This window comes from Paenibacillus andongensis (assembly GCF_025369935.1).
GTDB classification, from domain to species: domain Bacteria; phylum Bacillota; class Bacilli; order Paenibacillales; family NBRC-103111; genus Paenibacillus_E; species Paenibacillus_E andongensis.
The window spans coordinates 4,274,254-4,297,365 of the sequence record NZ_CP104467.1 but is presented as its reverse complement, the minus strand read 5'-3'; the positions used below and the strand labels follow the sequence as shown (position 1 = coordinate 4,297,365).

The 23,112-nt window shown below is 42.1% G+C and carries 22 protein-coding genes and 2 pseudogenes; 19 read left to right on the top strand and 5 right to left on the bottom strand.

The genetic code is table 11. The features are described 5' to 3' along the window. The first annotated feature begins 74 nt into the window (after window positions 1–74). The 8 genes and pseudogenes from NYR53_RS19455 (at window position 75) to NYR53_RS19420 (ending at window position 7,392) form a co-directional block, all read left to right on the top strand. A complete protein-coding gene (locus tag NYR53_RS19455) occupies window positions 75–1,133 on the top strand; it encodes a YheC/YheD family endospore coat-associated protein (protein WP_261300882.1) in 1,059 nt (352 codons plus the stop codon). A gap of 142 nt (window positions 1,134–1,275) precedes the next feature. Further along, window positions 1,276–1,950: a response regulator transcription factor gene (locus NYR53_RS19450; RefSeq protein ID WP_261300881.1), complete on the top strand. Its 675-nt coding sequence runs from the start codon at window positions 1,276–1,278 to the stop codon at window positions 1,948–1,950. Continuing rightward, window positions 1,947–3,365, top strand: a complete 1,419-nt coding sequence (locus NYR53_RS19445) for a HAMP domain-containing sensor histidine kinase (RefSeq protein WP_261300880.1) — start codon at window positions 1,947–1,949, stop codon at window positions 3,363–3,365. The genes NYR53_RS19450 and NYR53_RS19445 overlap by 4 nt, the downstream gene beginning before the upstream one ends. Window positions 3,366–3,455: 90 nt before the next feature. Then, entirely contained in the window at window positions 3,456–4,073 is a 618-nt protein-coding gene (locus NYR53_RS19440) for an undecaprenyl-diphosphatase (protein WP_261300879.1), read from the top strand. A 132-nt stretch (window positions 4,074–4,205) separates the two neighbouring features. Continuing rightward, complete coding sequence (locus NYR53_RS19435; RefSeq protein ID WP_261300878.1) at window positions 4,206–4,457, top strand: hypothetical protein; 252 nt, start codon at window positions 4,206–4,208, stop codon at window positions 4,455–4,457. Window positions 4,458–4,485: 28 nt separating this feature from the next. Beyond that, complete coding sequence (locus tag NYR53_RS19430; RefSeq protein WP_261300877.1) at window positions 4,486–5,499, top strand: alkaline phosphatase family protein; 1,014 nt, start codon at window positions 4,486–4,488, stop codon at window positions 5,497–5,499. A gap of 408 nt (window positions 5,500–5,907) precedes the next feature. Then, window positions 5,908–6,237 (top strand): annotated as a pseudogene (locus NYR53_RS19425) (winged helix-turn-helix domain-containing protein); the annotation flags it as partial. A gap of 33 nt (window positions 6,238–6,270) precedes the next feature. Next, the gene (locus tag NYR53_RS19420; protein ID WP_261306438.1) at window positions 6,271–7,392 is read left to right on the top strand and encodes an MGDG synthase family glycosyltransferase; all 1,122 of its coding nucleotides are present in this window, start codon (window positions 6,271–6,273) and stop codon (window positions 7,390–7,392) included. Between the two features lie 170 nt (window positions 7,393–7,562). On the opposite strand, the gene NYR53_RS19415 is transcribed toward NYR53_RS19420, so the two are convergent. Continuing rightward, window positions 7,563–8,066 (bottom strand): C40 family peptidase, encoded by a 504-nt coding sequence (locus tag NYR53_RS19415; RefSeq protein ID WP_261306437.1) that lies wholly within the window; start codon window positions 8,064–8,066, stop codon window positions 7,563–7,565. 277 nt (window positions 8,067–8,343) lie between these two features. Here NYR53_RS19415 and NYR53_RS19410 point away from each other — a divergent pair, with 277 nt between their 5' ends. Continuing rightward, window positions 8,344–8,946: a DedA family protein gene (locus tag NYR53_RS19410; protein WP_261300876.1), complete on the top strand. Its 603-nt coding sequence runs from the start codon at window positions 8,344–8,346 to the stop codon at window positions 8,944–8,946. Window positions 8,947–9,013: 67 nt separating this feature from the next. Here the strand turns inward: NYR53_RS19410 and NYR53_RS19405 are convergent, their stop codons facing one another. Both NYR53_RS19405 and NYR53_RS19400 read right to left on the bottom strand, forming a co-directional pair. Beyond that, a complete protein-coding gene (locus NYR53_RS19405; protein ID WP_261300875.1) occupies window positions 9,014–9,778 on the bottom strand; it encodes a YheC/YheD family protein in 765 nt (254 codons plus the stop codon). A 10-nt stretch (window positions 9,779–9,788) separates the two neighbouring features. Then, on the bottom strand, window positions 9,789–10,898 hold the full coding sequence (locus NYR53_RS19400) for a glycosyltransferase family 4 protein (protein WP_261300874.1): 1,110 nt from the start codon (window positions 10,896–10,898) through the stop codon (window positions 9,789–9,791). 200 nt (window positions 10,899–11,098) lie between these two features. Here NYR53_RS19400 and NYR53_RS19395 point away from each other — a divergent pair, with 200 nt between their 5' ends. The 4 genes from NYR53_RS19395 to NYR53_RS19380 are packed head-to-tail and all read left to right on the top strand — an operon-like array spanning window position 11,099 to window position 16,106. Then, window positions 11,099–13,354: a type IA DNA topoisomerase gene (locus NYR53_RS19395; protein WP_261300873.1), complete on the top strand. Its 2,256-nt coding sequence runs from the start codon at window positions 11,099–11,101 to the stop codon at window positions 13,352–13,354. A 14-nt stretch (window positions 13,355–13,368) separates the two neighbouring features. Then, window positions 13,369–14,061 (top strand): uracil-DNA glycosylase, encoded by a 693-nt coding sequence (locus NYR53_RS19390; protein ID WP_261300872.1) that lies wholly within the window; start codon window positions 13,369–13,371, stop codon window positions 14,059–14,061. Then, window positions 14,061–14,366 carry a YciI family protein gene (locus tag NYR53_RS19385; protein WP_261300871.1) on the top strand — a complete coding sequence of 102 codons (306 nt, stop codon included), beginning with the start codon at window positions 14,061–14,063 and terminating at the stop codon, window positions 14,364–14,366. Before NYR53_RS19390 ends, NYR53_RS19385 begins: the two co-directional genes overlap by 1 nt. 45 nt (window positions 14,367–14,411) lie before the next feature. Continuing rightward, on the top strand, window positions 14,412–16,106 hold the full coding sequence (locus NYR53_RS19380) for a M3 family oligoendopeptidase (RefSeq protein WP_261300870.1): 1,695 nt from the start codon (window positions 14,412–14,414) through the stop codon (window positions 16,104–16,106). Here NYR53_RS19380 and NYR53_RS19375 read toward each other — a convergent pair. Beyond that, complete coding sequence (locus NYR53_RS19375) at window positions 16,103–17,035, bottom strand: zinc dependent phospholipase C family protein (protein ID WP_261300869.1); 933 nt, start codon at window positions 17,033–17,035, stop codon at window positions 16,103–16,105. The two genes, NYR53_RS19380 and NYR53_RS19375, sit on opposite strands and share 4 nt — an antisense overlap. A gap of 200 nt (window positions 17,036–17,235) precedes the next feature. Between NYR53_RS19375 and NYR53_RS19370 the strand changes: the two genes are divergently transcribed. Then, window positions 17,236–19,425, top strand: a complete 2,190-nt coding sequence (locus NYR53_RS19370; protein WP_261300868.1) for a PAS domain S-box protein — start codon at window positions 17,236–17,238, stop codon at window positions 19,423–19,425. Between the two features lie 58 nt (window positions 19,426–19,483). On the opposite strand, the gene NYR53_RS19365 is transcribed toward NYR53_RS19370, so the two are convergent. Further along, the gene (locus NYR53_RS19365; RefSeq protein ID WP_261300867.1) at window positions 19,484–19,714 is read right to left on the bottom strand and encodes a hypothetical protein; all 231 of its coding nucleotides are present in this window, start codon (window positions 19,712–19,714) and stop codon (window positions 19,484–19,486) included. 124 nt (window positions 19,715–19,838) lie between these two features. Between NYR53_RS19365 and NYR53_RS19360 the strand changes: the two are divergent. The 5 genes and pseudogenes from NYR53_RS19360 to NYR53_RS19340 all read left to right on the top strand — a co-directional run. Next, window positions 19,839–20,033 (top strand): annotated as a pseudogene (locus tag NYR53_RS19360) (DUF3900 domain-containing protein); the annotation flags it as partial. Between the two features lie 165 nt (window positions 20,034–20,198). Then, window positions 20,199–20,855 (top strand): deoxynucleoside kinase, encoded by a 657-nt coding sequence (locus tag NYR53_RS19355; protein WP_261300866.1) that lies wholly within the window; start codon window positions 20,199–20,201, stop codon window positions 20,853–20,855. A 253-nt stretch (window positions 20,856–21,108) separates the two neighbouring features. After that, a complete protein-coding gene (locus tag NYR53_RS19350) occupies window positions 21,109–21,258 on the top strand; it encodes a hypothetical protein (RefSeq protein ID WP_156411052.1) in 150 nt (49 codons plus the stop codon). Window positions 21,259–21,330: 72 nt separating this feature from the next. After that, window positions 21,331–22,566 carry an FAD-dependent monooxygenase gene (locus NYR53_RS19345; RefSeq protein WP_261300865.1) on the top strand — a complete coding sequence of 412 codons (1,236 nt, stop codon included), beginning with the start codon at window positions 21,331–21,333 and terminating at the stop codon, window positions 22,564–22,566. Window positions 22,567–22,671: 105 nt separating this feature from the next. After that, the gene (locus NYR53_RS19340; protein WP_261300864.1) at window positions 22,672–22,980 is read left to right on the top strand and encodes a magnetosome magnetite crystal formation protein family; all 309 of its coding nucleotides are present in this window, start codon (window positions 22,672–22,674) and stop codon (window positions 22,978–22,980) included. The last annotated feature ends 132 nt before the right edge of the window (window positions 22,981–23,112 follow it).

The window sequence follows — 23,112 nt, the reverse complement described above, 5'->3', positions numbered from 1 at the left end:
GGTATACACCGTGTTAGCAAGAGTAAGTAGGACATACACTGTCATAGTTCTATTATTCGAATGGCGGTGATTCGGTGCGTACTACGGTAGGTGTCCTATTGGACTTGGAAACTTATTTAGGTATTGCGAAAGGAAGAACAGGAAATGAACGTTTAGCCTTGTATAACAAAGCAGGGAAGATGCATGGGTTAAGACCTTTTTATATGTGTTTACAACATGTAAAAGGGAAATCTGCTTTGGGCTATTACTATGAAAATAATGCGTATAGGCTTGTTAGACGTTCTATTCCTCGTGTGACACATAACCGAGCCATTAGCTTATCTCCTTATTTAAGAAAAAAATTAAAAGAGCTTTCCCAATCAAGCATCGTATTCAACAGACAAAATCGTTACGATAAACATCGCATACATCAACTCTTATACGCTAATCATTCGCTGCGTAAGTATCTTCCTGATTCTATTAAATATTCGCGGGAAAAATTAGAAGACTCTATGAAGAAATACTCCTCGCTGTTCATCAAGCCAACCAACAGCAGTGTAGGTGATGGGATCATCAAAATATCCAAGCAGGAGAGCGGGGGTTGGAATCTGTATTGGATGAAAGGGAAGCCAAAGCTTGTATCTAAGAAGCAAGTCATTTCTTTCATTGCGAAGATAGTAGGTAAACAAAACTACATGATACAGGAAGCGATTCAGTTAGCAACTTACAATGAAAGGCCTTATGATCTACGTATCTCGGTGCAGCGTGGAGGTAGCGGGCAATGGCAAGTTACCGGAATGATTGGGAAAGTTGCAGCTTCAGGCCGTCATGTGACTAATGCGGCAAAGGGAGGGAAAGTTAAACGGTGTGAGCAGCTATTTGAGGCAAGCCGATTTGATTCCAACCAAATGAAGCAAGAGTTACAGCAAGTATCTCTGGAAATTGCCCAATATATTGGCGTAAAATTGCCTCATATGGCTGATATCGGATTAGATGTGGGCGTTGAACGGGATGGCCGTATCAAATTGATTGAAGTAAACGGCAGAGACCAACGCTACACCTTTAAAAAAGCAGGCCTGGATACGACTTTTTACCGAACTTATGAAACACCAATGAGATACGCAAAGTTTCTTTTGAATCAGCTGAATGATTAAAGCCCCAGTCTACTGGGGCTTTTTGAATAAGAAAACATCCTGTTCTTCAAACTAGTTAGGGACTGATTTACAGGGGAATTCTCACTATTTTCTAATCTACTTAGATTATACTAAGAGTAATCACGAGACAAGGGAGATATCGATGAAACGGGTATTGATCATAGAAGATGAAAAAAACTTAGTTCGATTTATTCAACTGGAACTGGAACACGAATCGTTCGAAGTACAGACAGCTTACGATGGAAAAACCGGATTGGAATTAGCCCTTCAAGATCATTGGGACTTGATATTGTTGGATATTATGCTGCCAGAGCTGAACGGAATTGAGGTTTGTCGCCGTATTCGCGCAGCGAAGAAGACCCCAATCCTGATGCTGACAGCCAGAGATAGCGTTGTTGATCGTGTATCAGGCTTAGATAGCGGCGCAGATGATTATATGCCCAAACCCTTTGCCATTGAGGAATTATTGGCTAGGATTAGGGCTATTTTCCGCCGAATAGAACTTGATGAGAACGACCCGCATGCTATGCTTACTTTTCAGAATATTCAAATCGATATGGACGCCCGCATGGTCTATAAAGACAAGCAAATCGTTGAGCTTACAAAGCGTGAGTTCGATCTATTAGTGATATTCATGAAAAACCTTAATCTCGTGCTGACGCGCGATATGCTTTTGGATCATGTATGGGGGTATGATTCGTTAGTGGAGACGAATGTTGTCGATGTTTATGTCAGGTATTTGAGGAACAAGTTAGATCAAGCCGGCGAGAATAGCTGTATTCAAACGGTTCGGGGAATCGGATACGTGATGCGATGATGAAACGATTAGCTTATTATGTTCGGAAACTCCCCATTAAATGGAAGCTCATGTTAGGGGCATCTACACTCATCTTCCTTTTATTCGCAACTTATAATTTCTCCCAATATCTAGTGCTCAAACAGTGGATGATGAATCAAGAGGAAGACAAAATTCAAGTTAGTATGGCACAACTACAAGACTATTTACAAGAAAAATCAAATACGCTGGATGCCGTGCTGCTAACAGAAGTTCGACCCTACATAGAAAAAATGATTGGAAAAAACCAACTAGTACGTATCATTGGACAGAATGGAGATCCACTCCTGACTGTAACGAATCATTTTGACGAAAAATGGGTTACACCTAAAACAGTGTCTGCACCAGAGCTATTTGATATCACCCCTCAAGAAGATCACATTCTCATTTATAGGAGTCCATTCATTACGGCAAAGTTTGTCGGAACTTTAGAGATCGCAAGTAATCTAGAAACGTTCGATCATTTTAGTCAGACGTTATTCTGGGTTATGCTGATCGGTGGGGTGTTGGCTGTTTTCATCAGTGCAATTAGTGGCTTAGCTATTGCTAGACAATTGATGCGCCCTATTCGGACATTGGCAGCTACCATTCGGAGTGTGAAGGAGAAAGGGCTGACAGAGCGTGTTAGCAACATAGAAAAAGGAGATGAATTATCCAGTTTAGCGCAGCTTTTTAATGAATTGATGAATCAACTGGAAGTCTCTTTTCGCCAACAAAAGCAATTTGTTGAGGATGCCTCACATGAGCTGCGGACACCAATAACCATATTAGAAGGTCACTTGTCCCTCTTAAATCGCTGGGGTAAATCGGATCCTGAAGTTTTAGATGAATCCTTGCAAGCTTCACTTCAAGAAACTAGGCGCTTAAAAGGGATCGTCGAAGAACTTCTGACCTTAACGAGAGTAGAAACTCACCTCGACTCTGAAATTCATGAGCCCATTCCAATAGAACCCGTCATTCTTCAGACGCTCAAAAGATTTGAGGTCCTCAATCCCGATTTTGAATTTCAAGTGAATACGGTGAAAATAAGTAATGTCCTGATCGCGATAAGCCCACTGCATCTAGAGCAAATTCTCCTGATCGTTCTGGATAACGCGGTTAAATACACCATGCAAGATAGACGGATCGTAATTGAGGGACTACGTTTGATAAATGAAGTTCAAATTACCATAGAAGATCATGGCATAGGTATTCCGCAGACTGAATTGCCTTATGTGTTTGATCGTTTCTATCGTGTTGATAAAGCAAGAAATCGTGAGATAGCGGGTACAGGGCTGGGGTTGTCCATTGCCAAGCAATTCGTGTACAAGTATCAGGGTGAAATAACGATACGAAGCAAGGAAAATGAAGGGACCAAAGTTATCATTAAATTACCTATTAACCAAATTATTAGATAGTACATTTCTCATTTTGTTCTCATCTTCATCATGTAAAGTTATTTTAAATGCTTTGGTTCGAGCATTCAGTATAAATAAAGGATGATGAAGATGAGCTTTACTCAGTTGGATTATCATTGGTTTCAACTCATTAATCAATTAGGAAATACCCTACCTGCACTGAATCCGATTATGCGATTATTAGCTTCATATGCGGAGTACGTGTTTTACCTCGGCATTGTCATTTATTGGTTTTCGAGGCAAAATATTAAGCGAAGAATGGTAGCTGAATCACTTCTGTCCGCATGTGTTGCTGTGACTATCAGCGGTATACTTGCGCATTTCTTCTACCGCGATCGACCGTTTGTCACACATCATGTCATACAACTGATCGCGCATCCGGCCAATGCCTCCTTTCCAAGTGATCATGCCATCGGCGCTTTCGTAATAGCCACATCCATTTGGATACACCGGAGAAAAGATGGGAAGCTATGGCTTGCTTTAGCAGCGGGGATTGCTTTCTCGAGAGTTTGGACAGGGGTACATTATCCATCGGATGTCATGGGTGGCGCTGTGATTGGAATAGCTGCCGCGGTTCTCATACATCAATTATTTAATTCCTCGTCGCTTGCACTGGAATGGTTGACGAAAGTCATTGATTGGTATGAAGCAGTCGAGTCCAGGATTTGGCGCAGGAACTTTGCACCTCGATCTTCGGTAAACAAATGATGAATACATTTTTAGGGATCTCAAGCAAGAATTTTGTTATTTGCCGTTTTGGCGTATTATGTGCTCAAAACGATTATACAGAGACGATGGGTGGAACAATGGCTTATACTAAAAAAGAGTGCTATTGCCCTTTTGAGAATAACTCGGAAATTCCATACACCTATCGCTATTCTTGCCATCGGCGTCATTATTCTGCATATCGTGGACGCTATTTTATACGGTATCAAACTTGATTTTGCCAATATAACTGGACTGCTCGCAGGACTTTCCTTGTTGCCTGTACCGATTGCAGGTGTATTTCGATCCCGAGGACTTGATCGGAAATGGCATTTGCGATTTGGGCTAATTTTTGCTGTTTTATTTTTAATTCATGCCTTCCTCTGATAATCGGGGAATGACGGGAGGACATCCATTGAAAAAAACATACTTGGCTGTATCGTTTCTTATGCTAGTGGTGACAGCTTGTTCCAATCTGGATCAAGGTCGTGTTGCGACATCAACACAACCACAGATTCAAACTGCGACTCCCGCTGCATCGAAAGTGGACTCCCCTTTAAATACGAATAAACCTGATCAACAGGAAGTTCCAATACCGAGCCCTACCTTATCACCTACACCAAGTCCGTTGACCACGGCTTCAAGTCCACCGAAAGTGCCTAACCCGGCAGTTTCTCAAGGTGCTAAACCCGACCATGTTGTGGTTGTGGTAGAAGAGAATCATTCCTATGAGAAATTGATTGGCAATGCGTCGGCCCCTTATATCAATGCTCTGGCTGGGCAAGGGGCGTTCTTCACACACTCCTATGCGGTAGCACATCCTAGTCAGCCTAATTATTTCGTCTTATTCTCAGGCTCCGATCAAGGTGTCAAAAATGATTCTTGCGGGCATGAATTTAAGACGGCTAATTTGGCTAGTGAACTGGTGAAGGCAGGTTATTCGTTTGCTGGTTACTCGGAGGATTTACCTGCGATTGGTTCAACCGTTTGTACAAATCACCAATATGGCCGAAAACACAGTCCTTGGGTGAGTTTCTCCAATGTTGCCAAAGAGAGCAATCAACCTTTTGGCCAATTTCCAAAGGATTTCAGCAAACTGCCAACGGTATCTTTCGTCATCCCTAATCAGGATAATGACATGCATGACGGGACAATTCTTGCTGCAGATGATTGGCTCAAAAAACACATTGGACCCTATGTAACCTGGGCTCAAAGCCATAACAGCTTGCTCATTCTAACGTGGGATGAAGATGATAATTCTAAAGACAATCATATCCCAACAATCTTTGTTGGGCCTATGGTCAACCCAGCCAAATATGATCAGCGTATTACGCATTTGAATGTGTTACGTACGTTAGAAGAGTTGTATAAACTGCCTTATTTGGGCAGTACAGCTGATGTTCCTGCAATTCAAGGAATTTGGAAGTAAAAGTAAAATCAAATTACTTACTGCTCAAAGGTGCAGCTTTATTGAAATCCATTTAGATGCTAAACGGATTTTTTCTTTTGTCTTATCATTTAATGTTTTGGGTTAGGGGTAAGTGAAGCTTTCTCTCGGGCGCTCTAGAATAAGCGCGTTTTCCGCGCTTATTTGCTCGGGGGCTCCTGAATAAGTACATTACCGCGCTTATCAGAACTAGCGTACGGTACGATTTGCTGAGAAACTGGTTATCGGCTTAACCGAATTTCCAGTTGCATGTTGTTTTTAGCACTTGAATACTATAAATTTGATAGAAAAGAAGTATAAAAACGGGGAATCTACTTATGTCCATACGTCTGAAGTTGTTACTCACCTATGCGGCGATGCTGCTAATTCCACTAGTCATGATGATTATTAGAGCGATTAATGGGTACCAAAGAAAACAACGAAGAAATTCGCATACATGGTCTTTTAATCGATTATGGTTCCCGTCGCGTTTTCATTCATGAGCAAGAAATTAGCCTTACGACGAAGGAATTTGGTTTACTCTATTTTCTGGCTATGAATCCAAATCGTGTTTATAGCAAAGATCACCTTTTTGAACGTATATGGGGAATGGATGCGATGGGAGATTCTCAGACCGTTACGGTCCATATCCGTAAATTAAGAGAGAAGATTGAATTAGAAGCATCCAGCGCGCAATATATTGAAACAGTATGGGGTGCAGGTTATCGTTTTCGCCTATAAATATATGCGATGAAAGGTGGTTTTTCCTTGAGCATGAATGTGAATCCTCGTGTATTGATACTTACAGCTAGCTACGGTAACGGACATATACAAGCTTCAAAAGCCTTGGAGCAGCAATTTTTGAGGCGAGGTATAGATCAGGTGAAAGTCGTCAATTTGATGCAAGAAGGCCATCCATTCATTAACTTAATTACTACCTCGCTCGTTAACAAAAGTACAAAAAGTTCTCGGATAGGTCTCGATTATTATGGCTGGAGCTATTACTTAACCCGTGAAAGCAAACGGACCGCTTTATTCCAGAGATCTATGACCTATCTTGGGAAAAAAAAGCTGAGAGAACTTATTCATCAAGAACGTCCTGATTTTGTTGTTAACACGTTTCCATTTGGCGCATCGCCGGAAGTGTGTAGTTCAATGGGCATTACAAATTTCACTGTACTCACGGATTATGCTTTACATGCCACCTGGTTACACCCGAATGTTGATAAATACTATGTGGCTACGGAAGAATTAAAGCAGCAAATCATTTTCAAAGGATTCAGCAAGGATCAAATTGAGGTTAGTGGAATTCCGTTGAGACAAGAGTTCGTAAATGAGAGAAATAGCCATACTCAAAATCAAAAAAAGAAGATCATTCTTATCATGGCATCAGACAGCGGAATCTCCAGCTATATAGAGGAAATGTTGAACAATTTAGCCATGCTGAACAATTGTCAATTGGTCGTTGTTTGTGGCCGAAATGAAAGGCTTAAAGGTAAACTTGAAGATCAATTTGCTGGTTTTTCGGGAATAACGATTCTTGGATTTATTGACAATGTACATGAATGGATGTCTCAGGCAACTTGTATTGTAACGAAAGCAGGGGGATTAACCTTGACAGAGGCCATTGTTTTAAGAGTTCCTATCTTTATTTATAAGCCCTATGCAGGTCAAGAAAAGGAAAATGCCTTGTATCTCTCTAGCCGAGGGATGGCTTTGGTTTCTACGAATATGAAGGATTTTACGAGCAAAATCACTCATTTAATCAATCATCCAAGTTTGCATAAACAAATCAAAGAACGCATGAAAGCATTGCAACGAAGTCAAGCGGCTGCTCACATCGTGAACGATATGATGCTAAGTATGAATAATCAGCCAGTTTCCCTATCCATATAAGAGAGAGGACTGATCCGGATGAAGGAGAGTACCATATTCTTATCATTCCCGGAAAAAGCGGAGATCATGAGGAGAGTATAGTTATTTAATGAAAAAAAACTCCTTCAGATAGATATCTGCAAGGAGTTTTTTGCAAGTAAGGATATAGATGAATGAAGTGAATATCCGACTTAATTAATCACGCGGCGAGCGGTGCTGTAATTTCTGCTCCACCAACCGGAATTCATATCTGAAATCGTTACGCCACCTTTGCCGTACGTGTGAAGCACCTTACCATTACCCATATAAATACCGACGTGATGAATAGGTGAATAGAAGAAGACAAGGTCTCCTGGCTGCAGCTGATTTCTAGGTACATACGTGCCTACCTGTGATTGCTGCGAGGATGAACGGGGCAAATTAATGCCATTCTTCCCATATACATATTGTGTAAAAGACGAGCAGTCAAATGAACTTATGTTACCTTTCTGTGCCCCGAACTTGTACCTAACGCCTAGGTACTGTTTACCGGTTGAGATTACACGATTTGCATTCCCGGAAACAGCTGTTGAAGCTGCTGATATAGAAGCTGCGCTTGCTGCATGTGCAGATTGCGGCGCCGCTAGTAGATTAGCTGTTGTAAATAAGGATACACTAAGTGTAATTCCTAATAGCGATTTACTTAGGCGGTTCATTTTCATGTTGTTCATGATTGGATGTCCTCCTTCAGGATCGTGTTTTAGGCTTCCACCTGGGATAACCTTAACACATCCAGAATGACCTATAGATTACCAAGGATGGGGGAAAACTAGGTCAAATCAGGCTTAGAAGAGTTTTATTAGAAAACCATGAGAATCCAATGAGGCCAAAAACCTTGACAAGAATAAAAAAAGGTCGGTTCCACTTCTCATTTTCCTCTCATGTTCTTCTCACATTCCTATGGTAGGATGATTACGAGGCAGGTGAACAATAATGAATCATCATACGATGATCAATTTAATCACCCATTATGGGTATCCGGGTATATTTTTGTTGCTTTTCATTGGGATAGTTGGCATACCGCTTCCGGTTGAGATTATACTACTGGGGGCAGGGTATATCGCATTAAAAGCTAATCTTCATATAGGTGGTATCATCGGCTTTGCTTGGCTTGGTGCTTGTGCAGGGATGACACTGAATTACCTGCTTGGACAAAGCATTGGTTTGAAGCGTATCAGCAAGGTTACCAAGTGGATTAAGCTTTCCGAGATCAGATTAGAAAAGTGGGCAGAACATTTTAAAAAGCATGGTGCTATTTTACTCTTAGTTGGCTATTATGTAGCTGGACTGAGACATGCCGCTCCTTTCATTGCAGGGGCTACGAAAATGCGGTTCGTAAAATTCATGAGTATCTCATACATTGGCGCATTGGCTTGGATTTTGGTTATTGTTCTTCTTGGTCAAAAGCTTGGTAAAGCGTGGCATCACATCTATGCACAATTCCATCATCCAATTTGGGTTGTTGTCGCGGCTATTATTATAGGTCTTGGCTTGTTAACAAAAATGATGGCACGCCAGCGCCGATTAACTTCATAAAGCATAAAAACCTCTAGTCCCAAGTGGGATTAGAGGTTTTTACTGACCTTAGGTAACTCGAATTTACTTAACGTTTTCGGCGTAAAAATCGGCCGTTCACTCTCGAATAATGAAGTACTTTGAAGAACATTTTTTTATCTTTTAATTGGTTAAATATAAAGGGATCAGGCGCTGTGTTTACTTCTAGGACCCATGGTTTTAAATTTTTATCGATACCGATATCTACTCCGATTTCTTTAAATCCCGGATAAACTTTCTGGTATTGTTTTGCGATTCGATATCCTAGATGTCGCAAGCTTTTGATATAATCATCTTTTCTCTGATTCTTTAAGTAGGGAGCAAGTAATAATTCTAATGGCAGCGGTTTGCCGCTATTATGAAAGTTCGTTACTATTTTGCGCGGATGAGCAACTCGACCAATATAACCAGTAGCTTCCCAAGTTTTCTTAGGGCTTTTTTGAACCATAATGCGGGTGTCGAATATTCTTTTTTGGTGCGTTAAGAGATGTATGCCTTGCTGAACCAAATAGGATCTAGTTAACTTGGCTTTGTTTAGCGCAGTGAATAGGCCTAAAAAAGTTCGATAGGATCTTAATGTTTTACCGGATTGAAATCGATAAGACTTATTTTTCTCTACACGAATAACGCCCTGTCCGAAAGAACCGTTGATTGGCTTAACATAAACCATTTTATACTTATTTAACATGGCAAGTAGGTTCGTTTGATTGTAGATTCTAGTTTCCGGAACAAATTTGCGAAGTTCTTTGTTTAATAAGAGAACTTTCGTCTTGACCCATTTGCTGCCTACTGTTCGAGCTCGATTCATTGACATAACAGCACCTCTACGTGGGATTTTTCGTTGTATAAATTCTTTCTAATTTGCTTGCTGTGGCTCGCCAACTAAATTTTCTAATTACATCTTTTCGGGCTTGCTTAGCCAGTCTTTTGGCTTTAGATGGGTCTTTGGCTAGTTTCATAATTTCTTTGGCAAAAGCTTCTGGACTTCGATATTTCGTCACTAAAAGTCCGTTATGCTCATGCCGAATAATTTCAGGAATCCCGCCATTTCTGGAGGCGATCGCTGGAATGCCGGATGCCATCGCTTCCACATTCACTAAGCCAAACGCTTCATGACCTTGAGACGGACAGACGAAACAATCACCGGATTGATAGAAACGAGGCATTTGACTTCGTGAAACGTAACCCTTGAACGTTACTGGGATTCGAAGGGATGAAGCTAATTGTCTCAAATATTGCTTGTAACCTGGCTTACCAGTTCCACCGGCAATATGAAGCCTAGCTGAAGGGATAGATTTTCTAACGATCTGTGTAGCTTTCATCAATACGGGAAGGCCTTTCCTTGGAATCAACCTGCCTGCAAAAAGAATGACAAATGGACGGCGACCACTAGTAGAATACTCTTTCTTTTTACGAGGACGGAATTGAGTGAGATCAACGCCTAGATGAACGTAACGTACCTTATGGCGGATTCTTGGGAATGTTCGTTTCAGGTGATTTTGGAGCGAAAGGCTATTACCAATAATACGATTAGCCGCACTGAGATCGTAAGCAGCTTGTTTCTTGGATGTCATCGGCGGGGAGATGAACGTCGTTGAATGCAAAAAAACAGAGATAGGCGTATGTGGGAATACTCTTCTCACGGCATGCACAAATCTAGGGCGATTATCGATTTGAATCCTATCGAAACGATGCCCTTTGACAGTCTTAAGTACATTAGATAAATAAGCTTGTTTATTGCCACCTGGTACTCGAAGAATCGTGATATGACCTAATCTGCTTGTCTTCGGGTAGTTAGAGCGCAGTCGACTTATTATAGTCACGGTATGCTTCGATGATATTTTTTTAGCAATTTGGTATATACAATGCTCCACAGAGCCTCCGACGGGAGGAGGGACGGGGATTTGTTCCGGAGCAATAATCAGAATATGCATATTAGGAACCTTCACCTCTTGGCTTCATTTGTCGTTTCCAGTTATCATATTCAAAGGAAGTGAATGGACTTGGAGTAAAGTCTACTTGCAAAAATAAAATTTTTCGAGCGTTACCATATTGCAGCCATTTATAAAGTGGGATACACTGAGGCGACAGATTCTGATCTACTTAGAAAGTTCAATTAAGGAGCGATACTCTCTTGAAGACATTAATTATTGCGGAAAAACCCGATATGGGACGTAATATAGCCGCCGCAATAGAGCCCAAAGCCAAAAATCTCAGGTCACATCTAGAAGGTGAGCAGTACATCATCACCTGGGCGATTGGACACTTAATTGAGTTGGCTGAACCTGATCAATATGATGATAAATATAAAAAATGGAATATCAATCACCTGCCGATTATTCCAGATGAATTTAAACTGATTCCAAACCCACGTACTTACGATCAGCTTAAGGTGATTGCCGAGCTTGCGAAGAAATGCGACATGCTTGTTAATGCGTGCGATGCGGGGAGGGAAGGGCAGCATATCTTCTCACTTATTCAGCGGCATCTAGGACTGAAGCAGCCTGTTAAACGTCTTTGGATTTCCGATTTAACCTCGGAGACGATTCGTAATGGCTTCGCAACATTAAAGGACGGTGCTGAGTACGAGAATTTAACACGCGCCGCGCGCTCTCGGAGTGAGGCAGACTGGCTAATCGGCATGAATGGCTCTCGTGCATTCACAACGAAGCATAACGTATTGCTTTCCGTTGGACGTGTTCAAACGCCGGTTCTAGCGCTTATTTATGACCGTCAGAAGCAGATTGAAGCCTTCTCTTCACTCAAATTTTATGAGCTGGAGGGGCACTTTACACAAGGCGAAACGATGTATAGAGGCATGTGGCAGGGTGAGCGTCTGACGGACGGACCTAAGGTCGAGGCACTTGCTGCCAAGGTCAAAGGGAAACCAGCACGAATTATTTCTTATGAAGTGAAAGAGACGAAGGAATACCCGTTCAAATTGTATGACTTGACGCTGCTGCAGCGTGAGGCGAATGGGAAATACGCCTTCTCAGCGAAGAAGACGCTGGATACGGCTCAGGCTCTCTACGAGAAGCATAAGGTCATTTCCTATCCGAGAACCAATTCCAACTATGTGACTGAGCAAAATATTCCGGAGATGCACAAGTCCTTATCCGCCTTACAAGGAACGGCTTATCATGACCTTGTGCAAGGGGCAAACCGTAATCTGGTGCACAAAAATAACAAGTTTATTTGCAATCCGAGCAAAGTTGAAGATCACCATGCCATCCTTCCGACGAATCGCAAAGCATCGGGACTAAGTCCGGATGAACAGAAATTATACGATTTGATTGTAAGACGTTTTTTATCCCAGTTCTATCCACCGGCTGAGTATAAGGTTCATACGGTTATGACCGAGGTAGAACAAGAAATGTTTAAAACCACGGTTAAAGAGTTGCTCCAATTAGGCTGGAAGGTTATCTATGCCGATCAGAAAAAAGAAAAGGCGAAGAGCACGAAGGGCAAGGAGAAGGAAGAGGAAGAAGACGAAGAGGTTGAAGTCAACGAGCCTTTCTCCATCGATCCACAAGGGAATGTCCTTTGTCATGACGCGATCGTAAAGGAAAAAGATACGCAGCCTCCTAAGCATTTTAACGAAGGAACGCTGCTCAAAGCCATGGAAAGCGCCGGCAAGCAGATTGAGGATGAGGAGCTTCGAGATGCGATGAAGGATTCGGGGCTCGGCACTCCGGCAACTCGCGCAGCGACCATCGAGCGTCTGAAGAAAGTTGGCTACATCGACATGCAGGGCAAGAAAATCGTCTTGACCCAGAAGGGGCGAACGGTTGTTGAATTAATCCGCGGCGCGGGCATTGAGCTTCTGACTTCACCTGAGATGACAGGGCAATGGGAGCGCAGGCTGAATGAAATCTCCCGCGGTACGGCTTCGGACGAGCAGTTTATGCATAATGTCAAAAGATTCGCAACCCTGATCGTCGATAAGGTCCGCGTGCAGGCTAGAGCTTCTAAAACAGCTTTCGAAGGCGAAACGCCTCCGGCCAGTGCACCCAAACGCGGTTCTGCACGATCGAGTGCGGCTTCATCTGCTGGTGGGACTAAGACGGCAGCTGCAGCTAAGAAAGCGGCTCCTGCTAAACAAACAGATGGAGCTAGTACGTTCTTAGCGACATGCCCAAGACCAGGGTGCGGAGGCTCCCTTTTCATGGGTCGTAAAGGGTACGGCTGCTCGCACTATAAGGAAGGCTGCAAATTCGTCATCTGGAAAGAAAGCTTTGGCCGGAATTTAACAGACGCTCAGGTTCAGGCGCTTGTAAATAAAGGGAAAACGACGAAGCTGAAGCTCGTACTTGCTGATGGTACTGCGGCGGATGGACGAATCGTACTGAGAAATATCGATACAGGAGAGCTCGGTACGGAGACGGAGTGATAGGAGGGTGAGTCATGAACCATTTAACGAACGACTGGGCTTCTTTGTTGAAAGCAGAGTTTGAAGAACCCTATTTTCATGCTTTGCAAAAATTTCTTAATGATGAATATACGACACAAACCATATTTCCAGAACAAAGTGAAATTTATCGTGCACTTCATTTAACATCTTATACGAATACCAAGGTAGTTATTTTGGGACAAGATCCCTATCACGGGAGAGGCCAAGCCCATGGCCTCAGTTTTTCCGTTAAACCGGGTATACCGACGCCGCCATCTTTGCAAAATATGTATAAAGAATTACAGTCTGATCTTGGCTGCTATATCCCTGATAACGGCTACTTGAAGACTTGGGCAGAACAAGGCGTGCTGCTGTTGAACACCGTTCTAACGGTCAGAGCAGACATGCCGAATTCGCATAAGGGTAAAGGCTGGGAACGTTTTACAGACAAAATCATAATGACGTTAAGTGATCGGGAGAAGCCGATCATTTTTGTGCTATGGGGGAGTCATGCACAGGCCAAGCAGCGTCTAATCAATACAACGAGGCATGTAATCATAAAATCCGTTCATCCAAGTCCGCTTTCTTCGTATCGCGGCTTTTTTGGCAGTAAACCTTTTTCACAAGTGAATGCCTATCTTAGAGATCTTGGGAGTTCGGAAATTGATTGGCAAATACCCAATTTATTGGTAAAGGAGCGGGATTGATGAGCGACAATAAAGAATTTATTTATGTCTTACGATTAAAACCTGCTTTTCTAGACCGCAGTATTTGGACAGAAAGAGAAGATAAAATCGTGGAAGAGCACTTTCAATACCTTTTACAATTGAAAGAGGAGGGGGAGCTTATTTTAGCAGGAAGAACACAAACTTTTGACGAAAAAACATTTGGCATTGTTATTCTGAAGGTGGATAATGAATTAGAAGCTACACTGATTATGGAACAAGACCCTGCTGTCGCTAATCAACTTATGTCCAGTGAATTGTTTCCTTACAGTATTGCTGTTATGTAATCAGGCTGCCAGTTTTTCTGGCGAAAAATCAAAGGAGTGAATCCAATGAAATTTCAAGAATTTAAGTATGAAAGACCAGACTTTAATGCTTTTGAAAGTAAATTTAAGGAGCTTTTAGAGGGATTTAAACAAGCAGCTTCATTTGACGGTCAGGACCAAGCGATGGAAACTATCGTTAGCCTGCGAAGTGAGTTGGACTCCATGGAATCTATTGCGCGGATTCGTCACAGTGTGGATACAAACGATGAATTTTACAAGGCGGAACAAGAGTATTTCGATGAAATTGAGCCATTATATCAAGGCCTGATTACCGAGTTTTATAGAGCTCTAATCGAATCCACCTATCGATCGGAATTAGAAGTTAAATGGGGGAAGCAGCTATTCACAATTGCCGCCTTATCGTTGAAAACGTTTTCGCCTGAAATAGTTGAAGATCTCGTACAAGAAAACAAACTGGCTAGTGAATATTCGAAGCTGCTTGCTTCTGCCAAGCTCAATTATGCAGGGGAAGAACGAAATTTATCCCAACTCGTGCCTTTTCAATTATCAACAGACCGAAAAGTCCGTAAAGAAGCGAATGATGTGAAATATAGCTTTTTTATCGAGAATGAAGCGAAATTGGATGAACTGTATGATCAATTAGTGAAGATTCGAGCTCTTATCGCTAAAAAGCTCGGATACAACAATTTCGTTGAACTTGCGTATGCTCGTTTGAACCGCTCTGATTATAATGCCAAAGACGTGGACGTATTTAGGAATCAAGTTCTTGAACACATCGTACCGGTTGCAAACAAACTAAAGGAACGGCAGAAAGCTAGAATTGGTGTAGACTCGCTGCACTATTACGACGACAAATTTGGTTTCGCCTCAGGGAATGCGACGCCGAAAGGCGATGCGGATTGGATTGTGGAACAAGCTCGCAAGATGTATGCAGAGCTATCCCCGGAAACGGATGAGTTCTTTACCTTCATGATTGATAACGGTTTGATGGATCTAGTAGCTAAGAAGGGAAAACGCGTAGGGGGTTATTGCTCTTATATTAGTACATACAAAGCACCTTACATTTTCTCTAACTTTAACGGAACTTCTGGGGACATTGATGTCTTAACGCATGAAGTAGGCCATGCTTTCCAGGGCTATAGCAGCCGAGAATTTCAAGTCCCAGAGTACATATTCCCAACCTTGGAAGCCTGTGAAATCCACTCCATGAGCATGGAGTTTCTCGCTTGGCCGTGGATGACGTTGTTCTTCGAGGACGAGACAGATAAGTATAAATTCAAGCATCTTAGTGAGTCGCTCTTATTCATACCTTATGGTGTTGCGGTAGATGAGTTTCAACATCGGATTTATGAACAGCCAGAACTGACACCCGCAGAGCGTAAGCTAGTTTGGCGTGAGGTTGAACGCAAATATTTGCCGCATCGTGTCTACGAAGATAACGACTATTTGGATAGAGGGGGCTTTTGGCAGCAGCAGGCCCACATTTACAAAAGCCCATTTTACTACATTGATTACACTCTGGCGCAAGTGTGTGCGTTTCAATTCTGGAAACGAGCTAATGAAAATCCGGAGCAAGCTTGGGAAGATTACTTAAGACTTTGTCAGCAAGGCGGAAGCCGGAATTTCACGGAGCTTGTCCAAGTCGCGAAGCTAATTTCACCTTTCAAAGATGGCTGTGTGGCTTCGGTCATTGGTCATATCGATGCATGGCTTGATCAGGTTGATGATGCTAAGCTTTAAATCATAGGCTGGACATGAGTGATTTGCAGTCCGCTATCACAGTCTTTACCTGTTTCATAGGAGAGATTGCCGAGAACTTCTCCAAAGGCTTGGTAATCATCTGAAGTACCTCCTTGTAAGGCTTGAATGGCTGCTTGGAGGACGATGTGACCATCTTCCATCGCGATATCCCATAAGTCCCAAAGGCTGTATGTATACGTTTCTTCTAATGATGTAGGACAATTCCAAACCGTCCTGGCTTCGTTTAAATAATCAAGCGGAGCCGGATGCTTGGTATACACGAAGGGCGATATTTGACCTAAGGTAAATATGCGTTTGATTCCTTTCGGGTCGTGGAACAAGCGTTGAGCCCTGATCATATCGATATAAGCGTCATTCCAATCCTTCTCCGTAATCTGCGATGCCTGAACAGGATAGTGGATGGCAGCAGCGTGAGCAAGGGCAGGAACGATGCCGAGGGGGAGGGCTTCTCCAACATATATTTCTTTCCAAACAGGCGTATTCCATGTCTGTAGTCCAAGCTTACTGCGAACAATTAGCGTGTCCATAATAATCTCAAATCGTTGGTGATCCCATTTCTTGAAGCCTGATTTATAAAAAACGTAAGGATGCATGTTCCGGTCGAGAATATGGTGTGTAAGGAATCCAAGTGCATAAACAACAGCGGGATTATACAAGCCTCTGCCTTGCATATGGGAAAGTAGATCCTGGAGGAACGGCCCACATGCTTTCGTATGCATCAGACTTCCCAATTCACCCAGTTTCTTTTCTTTTTTCCAAGGTAAGAAGTTATGATAGAACAAGAAATCGGGTCCTTGACAGCCAAGGGAGAAAACATGTCGAAGCTGCTTATCACTCAGCATATTGGCATGCCCCATTTGGTTCATTAATTCTTGACCGAAAATCAGATGTGTCCAGATGTTAGGCAATAGGACCCCTCCTTAAATGCGTTGCACTAAAATACATAAAGAACCATTATATTTTATCATAATGAGGAATTTCAAGGGCACATTTCATGAACAATTTGATCAGTCAAGAGATACCACGGAAGGAATAATCTTCAAATCGTCGAATTCAAACACTTGGTGATGGGAACCATCCATGTATGTTTAAGATGGGGGATAAATGAATGGATATGCTTTCGAGAACGGAACCGTCATTTGCCACGGTATTTGAATTCACAGCCATGGGCATGGCGATTATTTCGCTCAATGGACAATGGATGAAGATGAATAACAGCCTAAGTGCGATTACAGGATATTCGGAAGAAGAATTATTAGATACGGATATAACTTCGATTTTTTTGCCCGAAGAGACCGATAAACTGCTTGGACTTTTAGAACATTTGTTGTCTGGGGAATTGCGCTCTTTTCAGATCGAACAAAGCATGAAATCAAAAGAGGGAACAATCATAAGGGTAGAATGCGGAATTTCGCTAATTAAAAACTCTGACAATGAACCTCTGTATTATATGGCCCAGATGAAAGATCTCTCAAAAAAATCCGAGATGGAACGTAAGCTTGCGGAGAGTGAGCAGCGGTATAATTCATTAATTGAGCATAATCCTGCGGGGATCATAACAAGTGATTTGAATGGTTTGATCATAAGTGTGAATCCTGCGATGGAACGGATTTTGGGTTACACGAAAATGGATATGGTGGGACGGTCCATTCATCATTTCTGGGAACAAGAGGATCAAGTAAGATACCCGACCGCTAGTGTACTCTTGCAAACGGATAATTATATGCTGCGGGTTACGCATAAGAGTGGCGATAAGATTGAATTAGGCTTAAAAAATGTGCCGATTATCGTCAATGGGATAACAGAAGGCGTTTATATAATCGCTAGAGATATCACCCAGCATAATAAAGACCGTGAGTCATTGAGAGTTGCGCAGCAGGACCTGCATGACACCGTTCGCAGACAGCAAGGAATGACCATGAAGTTCAGACAAATGCGAGGGAAATTCATTCATACGTTATGTGATGGTGAACTTCTATATAGGCTCGGCTACAAGCCATCGAATATCCTTGGCAACGGCTTATACGAGATATGGCCATTCTATATGGCAGCCAATATCGATAAGTATTACCGCAGGGCATGGAGCGGGGAAGAAAATGTCATGTATGAAGCCACATTTCGGGGGATTACGTATTTGACATCCTTACGTCCCATTTTTGAAAACGGCCGCGTAATTGAAGTGATCGGTTCATGTGTGGACATAACAGAACGTAAGCATATGGAGACGGAGCTCAGAGAAACGAAGGAGCTGCTGGAATCTTTTATTAATAATACAACAGATGCTATCTGTGTTCTTGATCAACGGTTCAAGGTTATTTCTGTCAATTCCGCCTATGAGAAAGTATTTGGTTGGAAACAGGATGAGCTTCTAAATAGACCATTGCCGATATATCCGGATTTCTTGGAAGAGCATCATAAAGAAATTCATAACATATTGAAAGCAGGTAACCAAGTTTCTGGGTTAGAGACAGTCCGGGTTCGTAAAGATGGAGAGCTCATTCACGTAAGTGTGACCAAAACGCCAATTAAGAATGAAAAAGGCGAGATTATCGGGTTCGCTGGTATTACGCGAGATATTACAGAACGTAAACGAACAGAGGAACTGCTTCGCAAGTCAGATAAGCTCTCCGTCGCAGGACAGTTAGCGGCAGGGCTTGCCCATGAAATCAGGAATCCGCTCACGTCTCTCCGAGGATTCCTACAGCTGCTACAGAACGATATGAAGGGTAAACAGCACTATTTTGACATCATGCTGTCCGAACTGGATCGGATCAATTTTATCGTTAGCGAATTCCTCGTCATTGCGAAACCGGAAGCTATTCACTACAAAAGAAGTGATTTGATAAATATTTTACAAACTGTGATTGCGCTGCTTGATACGCAGGCTAATCTATGCAATGTGCAGCTTATACTCGAATTTGAATCTGATATTCCGGAGTTCGTTTGTTCCGAGATGCATCTTAAGCAATTGTTTATTAATTTGATTAAAAATGCGATAGAAGCCATTACGAAGGAAGGACAAATTAAAATTACCGTTTCCATGCAGGGTAGCGATGTGATACGAGTGAGAACTCAGGACAATGGATGCGGCATCCCTGAGGAGCGGGTCAAGCAATTGGGTGAACCTTTCTATACGACGAAGGAAAAGGGTACAGGACTCGGTCTAATGATGTGTTTCAAAATCGTTGAAGCGCATAAAGGCACAATGTCGATTCAGAGCCAAATTGGAGAAGGAACCATTATTGATGTGTTTTTGCCGACACAGACGATCCTTAAAGACATGAGTGATTTCGAATAGCAGGAATGTAAAAACCGCCAGACCTGTCTAGTAACAGGAACGGGCGGTTTATTCATTTCTAAAAACGGATACTAAATTCATTCGTCTCTCTTGAATACCATTGTGTCAACGAGGAGTCATGTTCAGAGTGAATTTGTACTTCATCAGGTGTATATTTTACGATAAAACCCGAATTTACCTGATAATAAACGCCTAAAGAATCTAACGACCAAACATAAACAGGTGTTTTTGTAAGAGCGGCAATGAAAATTTCTGTATCTGTTTCAAGTAGTTTGGTTCCGTAAATCATCTTCACACCTCTGTCTTTTTATTTTGAAATTGCAGCACTTATTACTAGTGACAGCATGAACTTACAAACAATCACAAACTGTTTCTATTTTTTTGTGGCGTTTTGGTTTTATACGATTCCAGCAGAGCTCAAAATTCATCAGGCCTCGCATGCTCGCTATTTTGAGGATTTCCTAAAATAGGTAGAATATGAGCAGTCGATGGCGGAAATTTTGCATCATCAAGTACTAGGGCTCGTTCATCAGCAGTTGGAGCGAGATTATGAGCATAAACCTGAGGAACGTGAGCAGGAAGAAAAGGATTTGGAAATCTGGGCAGCGATGATCTTCATGCTGTCATCGAACGGATTACAAGCAAAGAAGAAAACGATAGATAAAAGTGAAAAAAATAGGGTTCCCACCACTAAGAATTCCTAGTATAATAGGTAAGCTTTGCAAGAATTGACACGCGGTAAATAAGGGCTGGTTAGAAGGAGAAAGGGGTCAATGAGTGTGATCGTGGTTGGGGGAATGATTGGTCTAGGTAAAACATCAGTTTCGACTTTGCTTGGACAACAATTAAATTCAAATGTTTATTATGAAAGTGTCGATGATAATCCGATACTACCGCTGTTTTACACGTCATCTCAGGAAGAAATTGAAAAGAAGCGATACCCGTTTTTACTTCAATTGCACTTCTTGAATACAAGATTTAAGGCCATTAAACAAGCGTTAGTACATAATAGAAATGTACTGGATAGAAGTATTTATGAGGATTGGTACTTTGCCAAAGTGAATCGGGAATTAGGTCGTATTTCACAGCTGGAATTTGATGTTTACGAAGGGCTGGCGGACAATATGATGTCAGAGCTTGCCGAGCTTCCTAAGAAAGCGCCGGACCTCATGGTTTATCTAAAAGCTTCATTCGAAACGGTTATGTACCGCATCGGACTCCGGGGACGCAGCTTCGAGCAAGATCAATCTTTGGTTGAATATTATCGGCAGCTTTGGTCAGGTTATGATGACTGGGTGATGAATCATTATCATGCTTCTGAAGTGCTGATTGTAGATATGGATCGTGTTGATGTTGTGAATCGTTCAGAAGATGCGATCGAATTGGTTGAGCAGGTACGTGCCAAGCTTTCTGAATTAGCTATCGTGTAATATAAAAATGTCGAAGGGCCCCCTCATTCCGAGGGGGTCTTTCGAATTATGTAGGAGTTTAATCGTGGTTACAAATTAAAAGTGTTCTAGCTGTTTCTTTTTACTTACATTTGGTTATAAAGTCCTGATAAATTACATATACTATCGAAATATGACGGTATTTATCTCTATTTGTTGTATCTCGAGCAAAATTATTGTATGATACATTATGTATCGAGCAAAAACGTGAAATCTTCAAATGGAAGAGTAGGTGATGAGTTTGTTATTTATCGTATGTTACAAAGGAAAGCCTATGTGCCCGCCACTTTCTAAATTGGCAGCAAGTGAGAAAATGATGAAGTTAAGCCGATTTTTCTCGAATCTTGAGATCGTTGAGGTTAAACAACAATTAGTTGCAACATAACAGAATCTAAACTTCATACCCTCAAAATAACGCACCTCCTTAACCCTTGGTTTAAGGAGGTTTTTGTCTTCCATGGATTATGTTACAGTAGATGGAAATGGTTCATTAGTTATGGAGGGCAGCATGAATAATATCTTACCTTCAACTAGGAAGGCAATTATCATTGGAGCTGGAATCGGTGGATTAACGACAGCGCTTTTCTTACAAAAGCAAGGTTGGGAAATTGCCATCTACGAGAAAAAGATTGAATTATCCGAATTCGGTGCCGGAATTGTGTTAGCTGCGAATGCCATGCATGTTTTAACGGTGCTTGGCTTATCTGAACAGGTGAGGGTAGCCGGCGCTAAAGTTGGCATGGCTGAAATTCGCTCTTGGGATGGAAAACCGATAACCTCAGTTCCCGTCTCGAAGCAAGCCGCCCAATATGGAACTTACAGCTATCTTATTCATCGCGCTAAACTTCAAACGATATTGTTTCAACAGCTAAATGAACGAGCAACGGTTTATTTGAATAAAAAGCTGATAACATTTGAGCAGGATCCTCATCAGGTCGTTGTCCGGTTTGAAGATGGAACAGAAGATAGCGGACATATCTTAATCGGAGCAGATGGTATTCATTCACAAATGGCTCATCTATTGTTTGGCATAGACCAGCTTCGGTATTCAGGGTTTAGAGCTTTCCGAGGCATTACTTCGTTCTTGGATAATCGATATATTCCTGAGGTCGGTGGTGGATTTGAGGCATGGGGAAGAGGAAGGCGGTTCGGTTTTTCCCAGATTGGCGAGGGACAAGTTTTTTGGTTCGCCGCAATCAACGCAGCTTCAGGGACAGGTGTGGAACGTAAGAAGGACTATGTTCTTCAGCAATTTGAGGGCTGGCATCATCCAATTGAGCGAGCAATCCAGTCGACAGATGAGAGATCCATACTAACGCATGACATTCATGATCGTAATCCACTTGAAAGGTGGAGCCGAGGGAGAGTAACACTGCTTGGTGATGCGGCTCATCCTATGCTGCCTAATCTTGGGCAAGGAGGCGCTCAGGCGATGGAGGATGCACTTGTCTTAGCTAGATGTCTAGAGGGGATTTCAATGCTATCTTTAAGCAGCGTAACAGCCGCTTTACATTCTTATGAAAGCAGTCGAAAACCACGTACCAATCAAGTTGCGCGTCAATCCAGACGGATGGGGCGCATCGTCCAAATGAGCAATCCGGCTGCTATTATGCTGCGTAATCAGGTGCTCAGGCTTCTTCCTGATGAGGTCCAAATGAAGCAGTTGGATTGGCTTCTTGGTTACCGCGTGTAAAGGGAAAATAATTTTTCGAAATGTGTGAAATTCAATAGAATAGATGGAAAACACCGAATATAATGGAATAGTATACTTTGAGAAATTAAGAAAGAGGTGCTGTCCATGTATGATTCTTCGGATATTCAAAGTAATAAGGGAATGGCTATCATTGGATACATTTTATTTTTTATCCCGCTCATCGCTGCAAAGGACTCCAAATTTGCATGGTACCACGCAAACCAAGGCCTTACGTTATTACTGGCCGCTGTCATCGTGAATGTTGTATTGAGTATCATTCCGATTATTGGTTGGATTCTATTGCCTTTAGCGAATTTAGCAGTCTTTGTTTTAGCTATTCTAGGTATTGTTGCTGCGGCTCAAGGCCAAGTAAAACCACTTCCGTTTATCGGAGGTTACACATTATTGAAGTAGCAGGACATACATATTAGAAGCAGGTTGCCTGATTGGGCAGCCTGCTTTTTTTGTAGTATAGGAAATTAGAGACGATGCCGATGCTGAAAGCGCGGTTTTCGCGCTTACTTGTTCTTTTAACTCAATAATGAA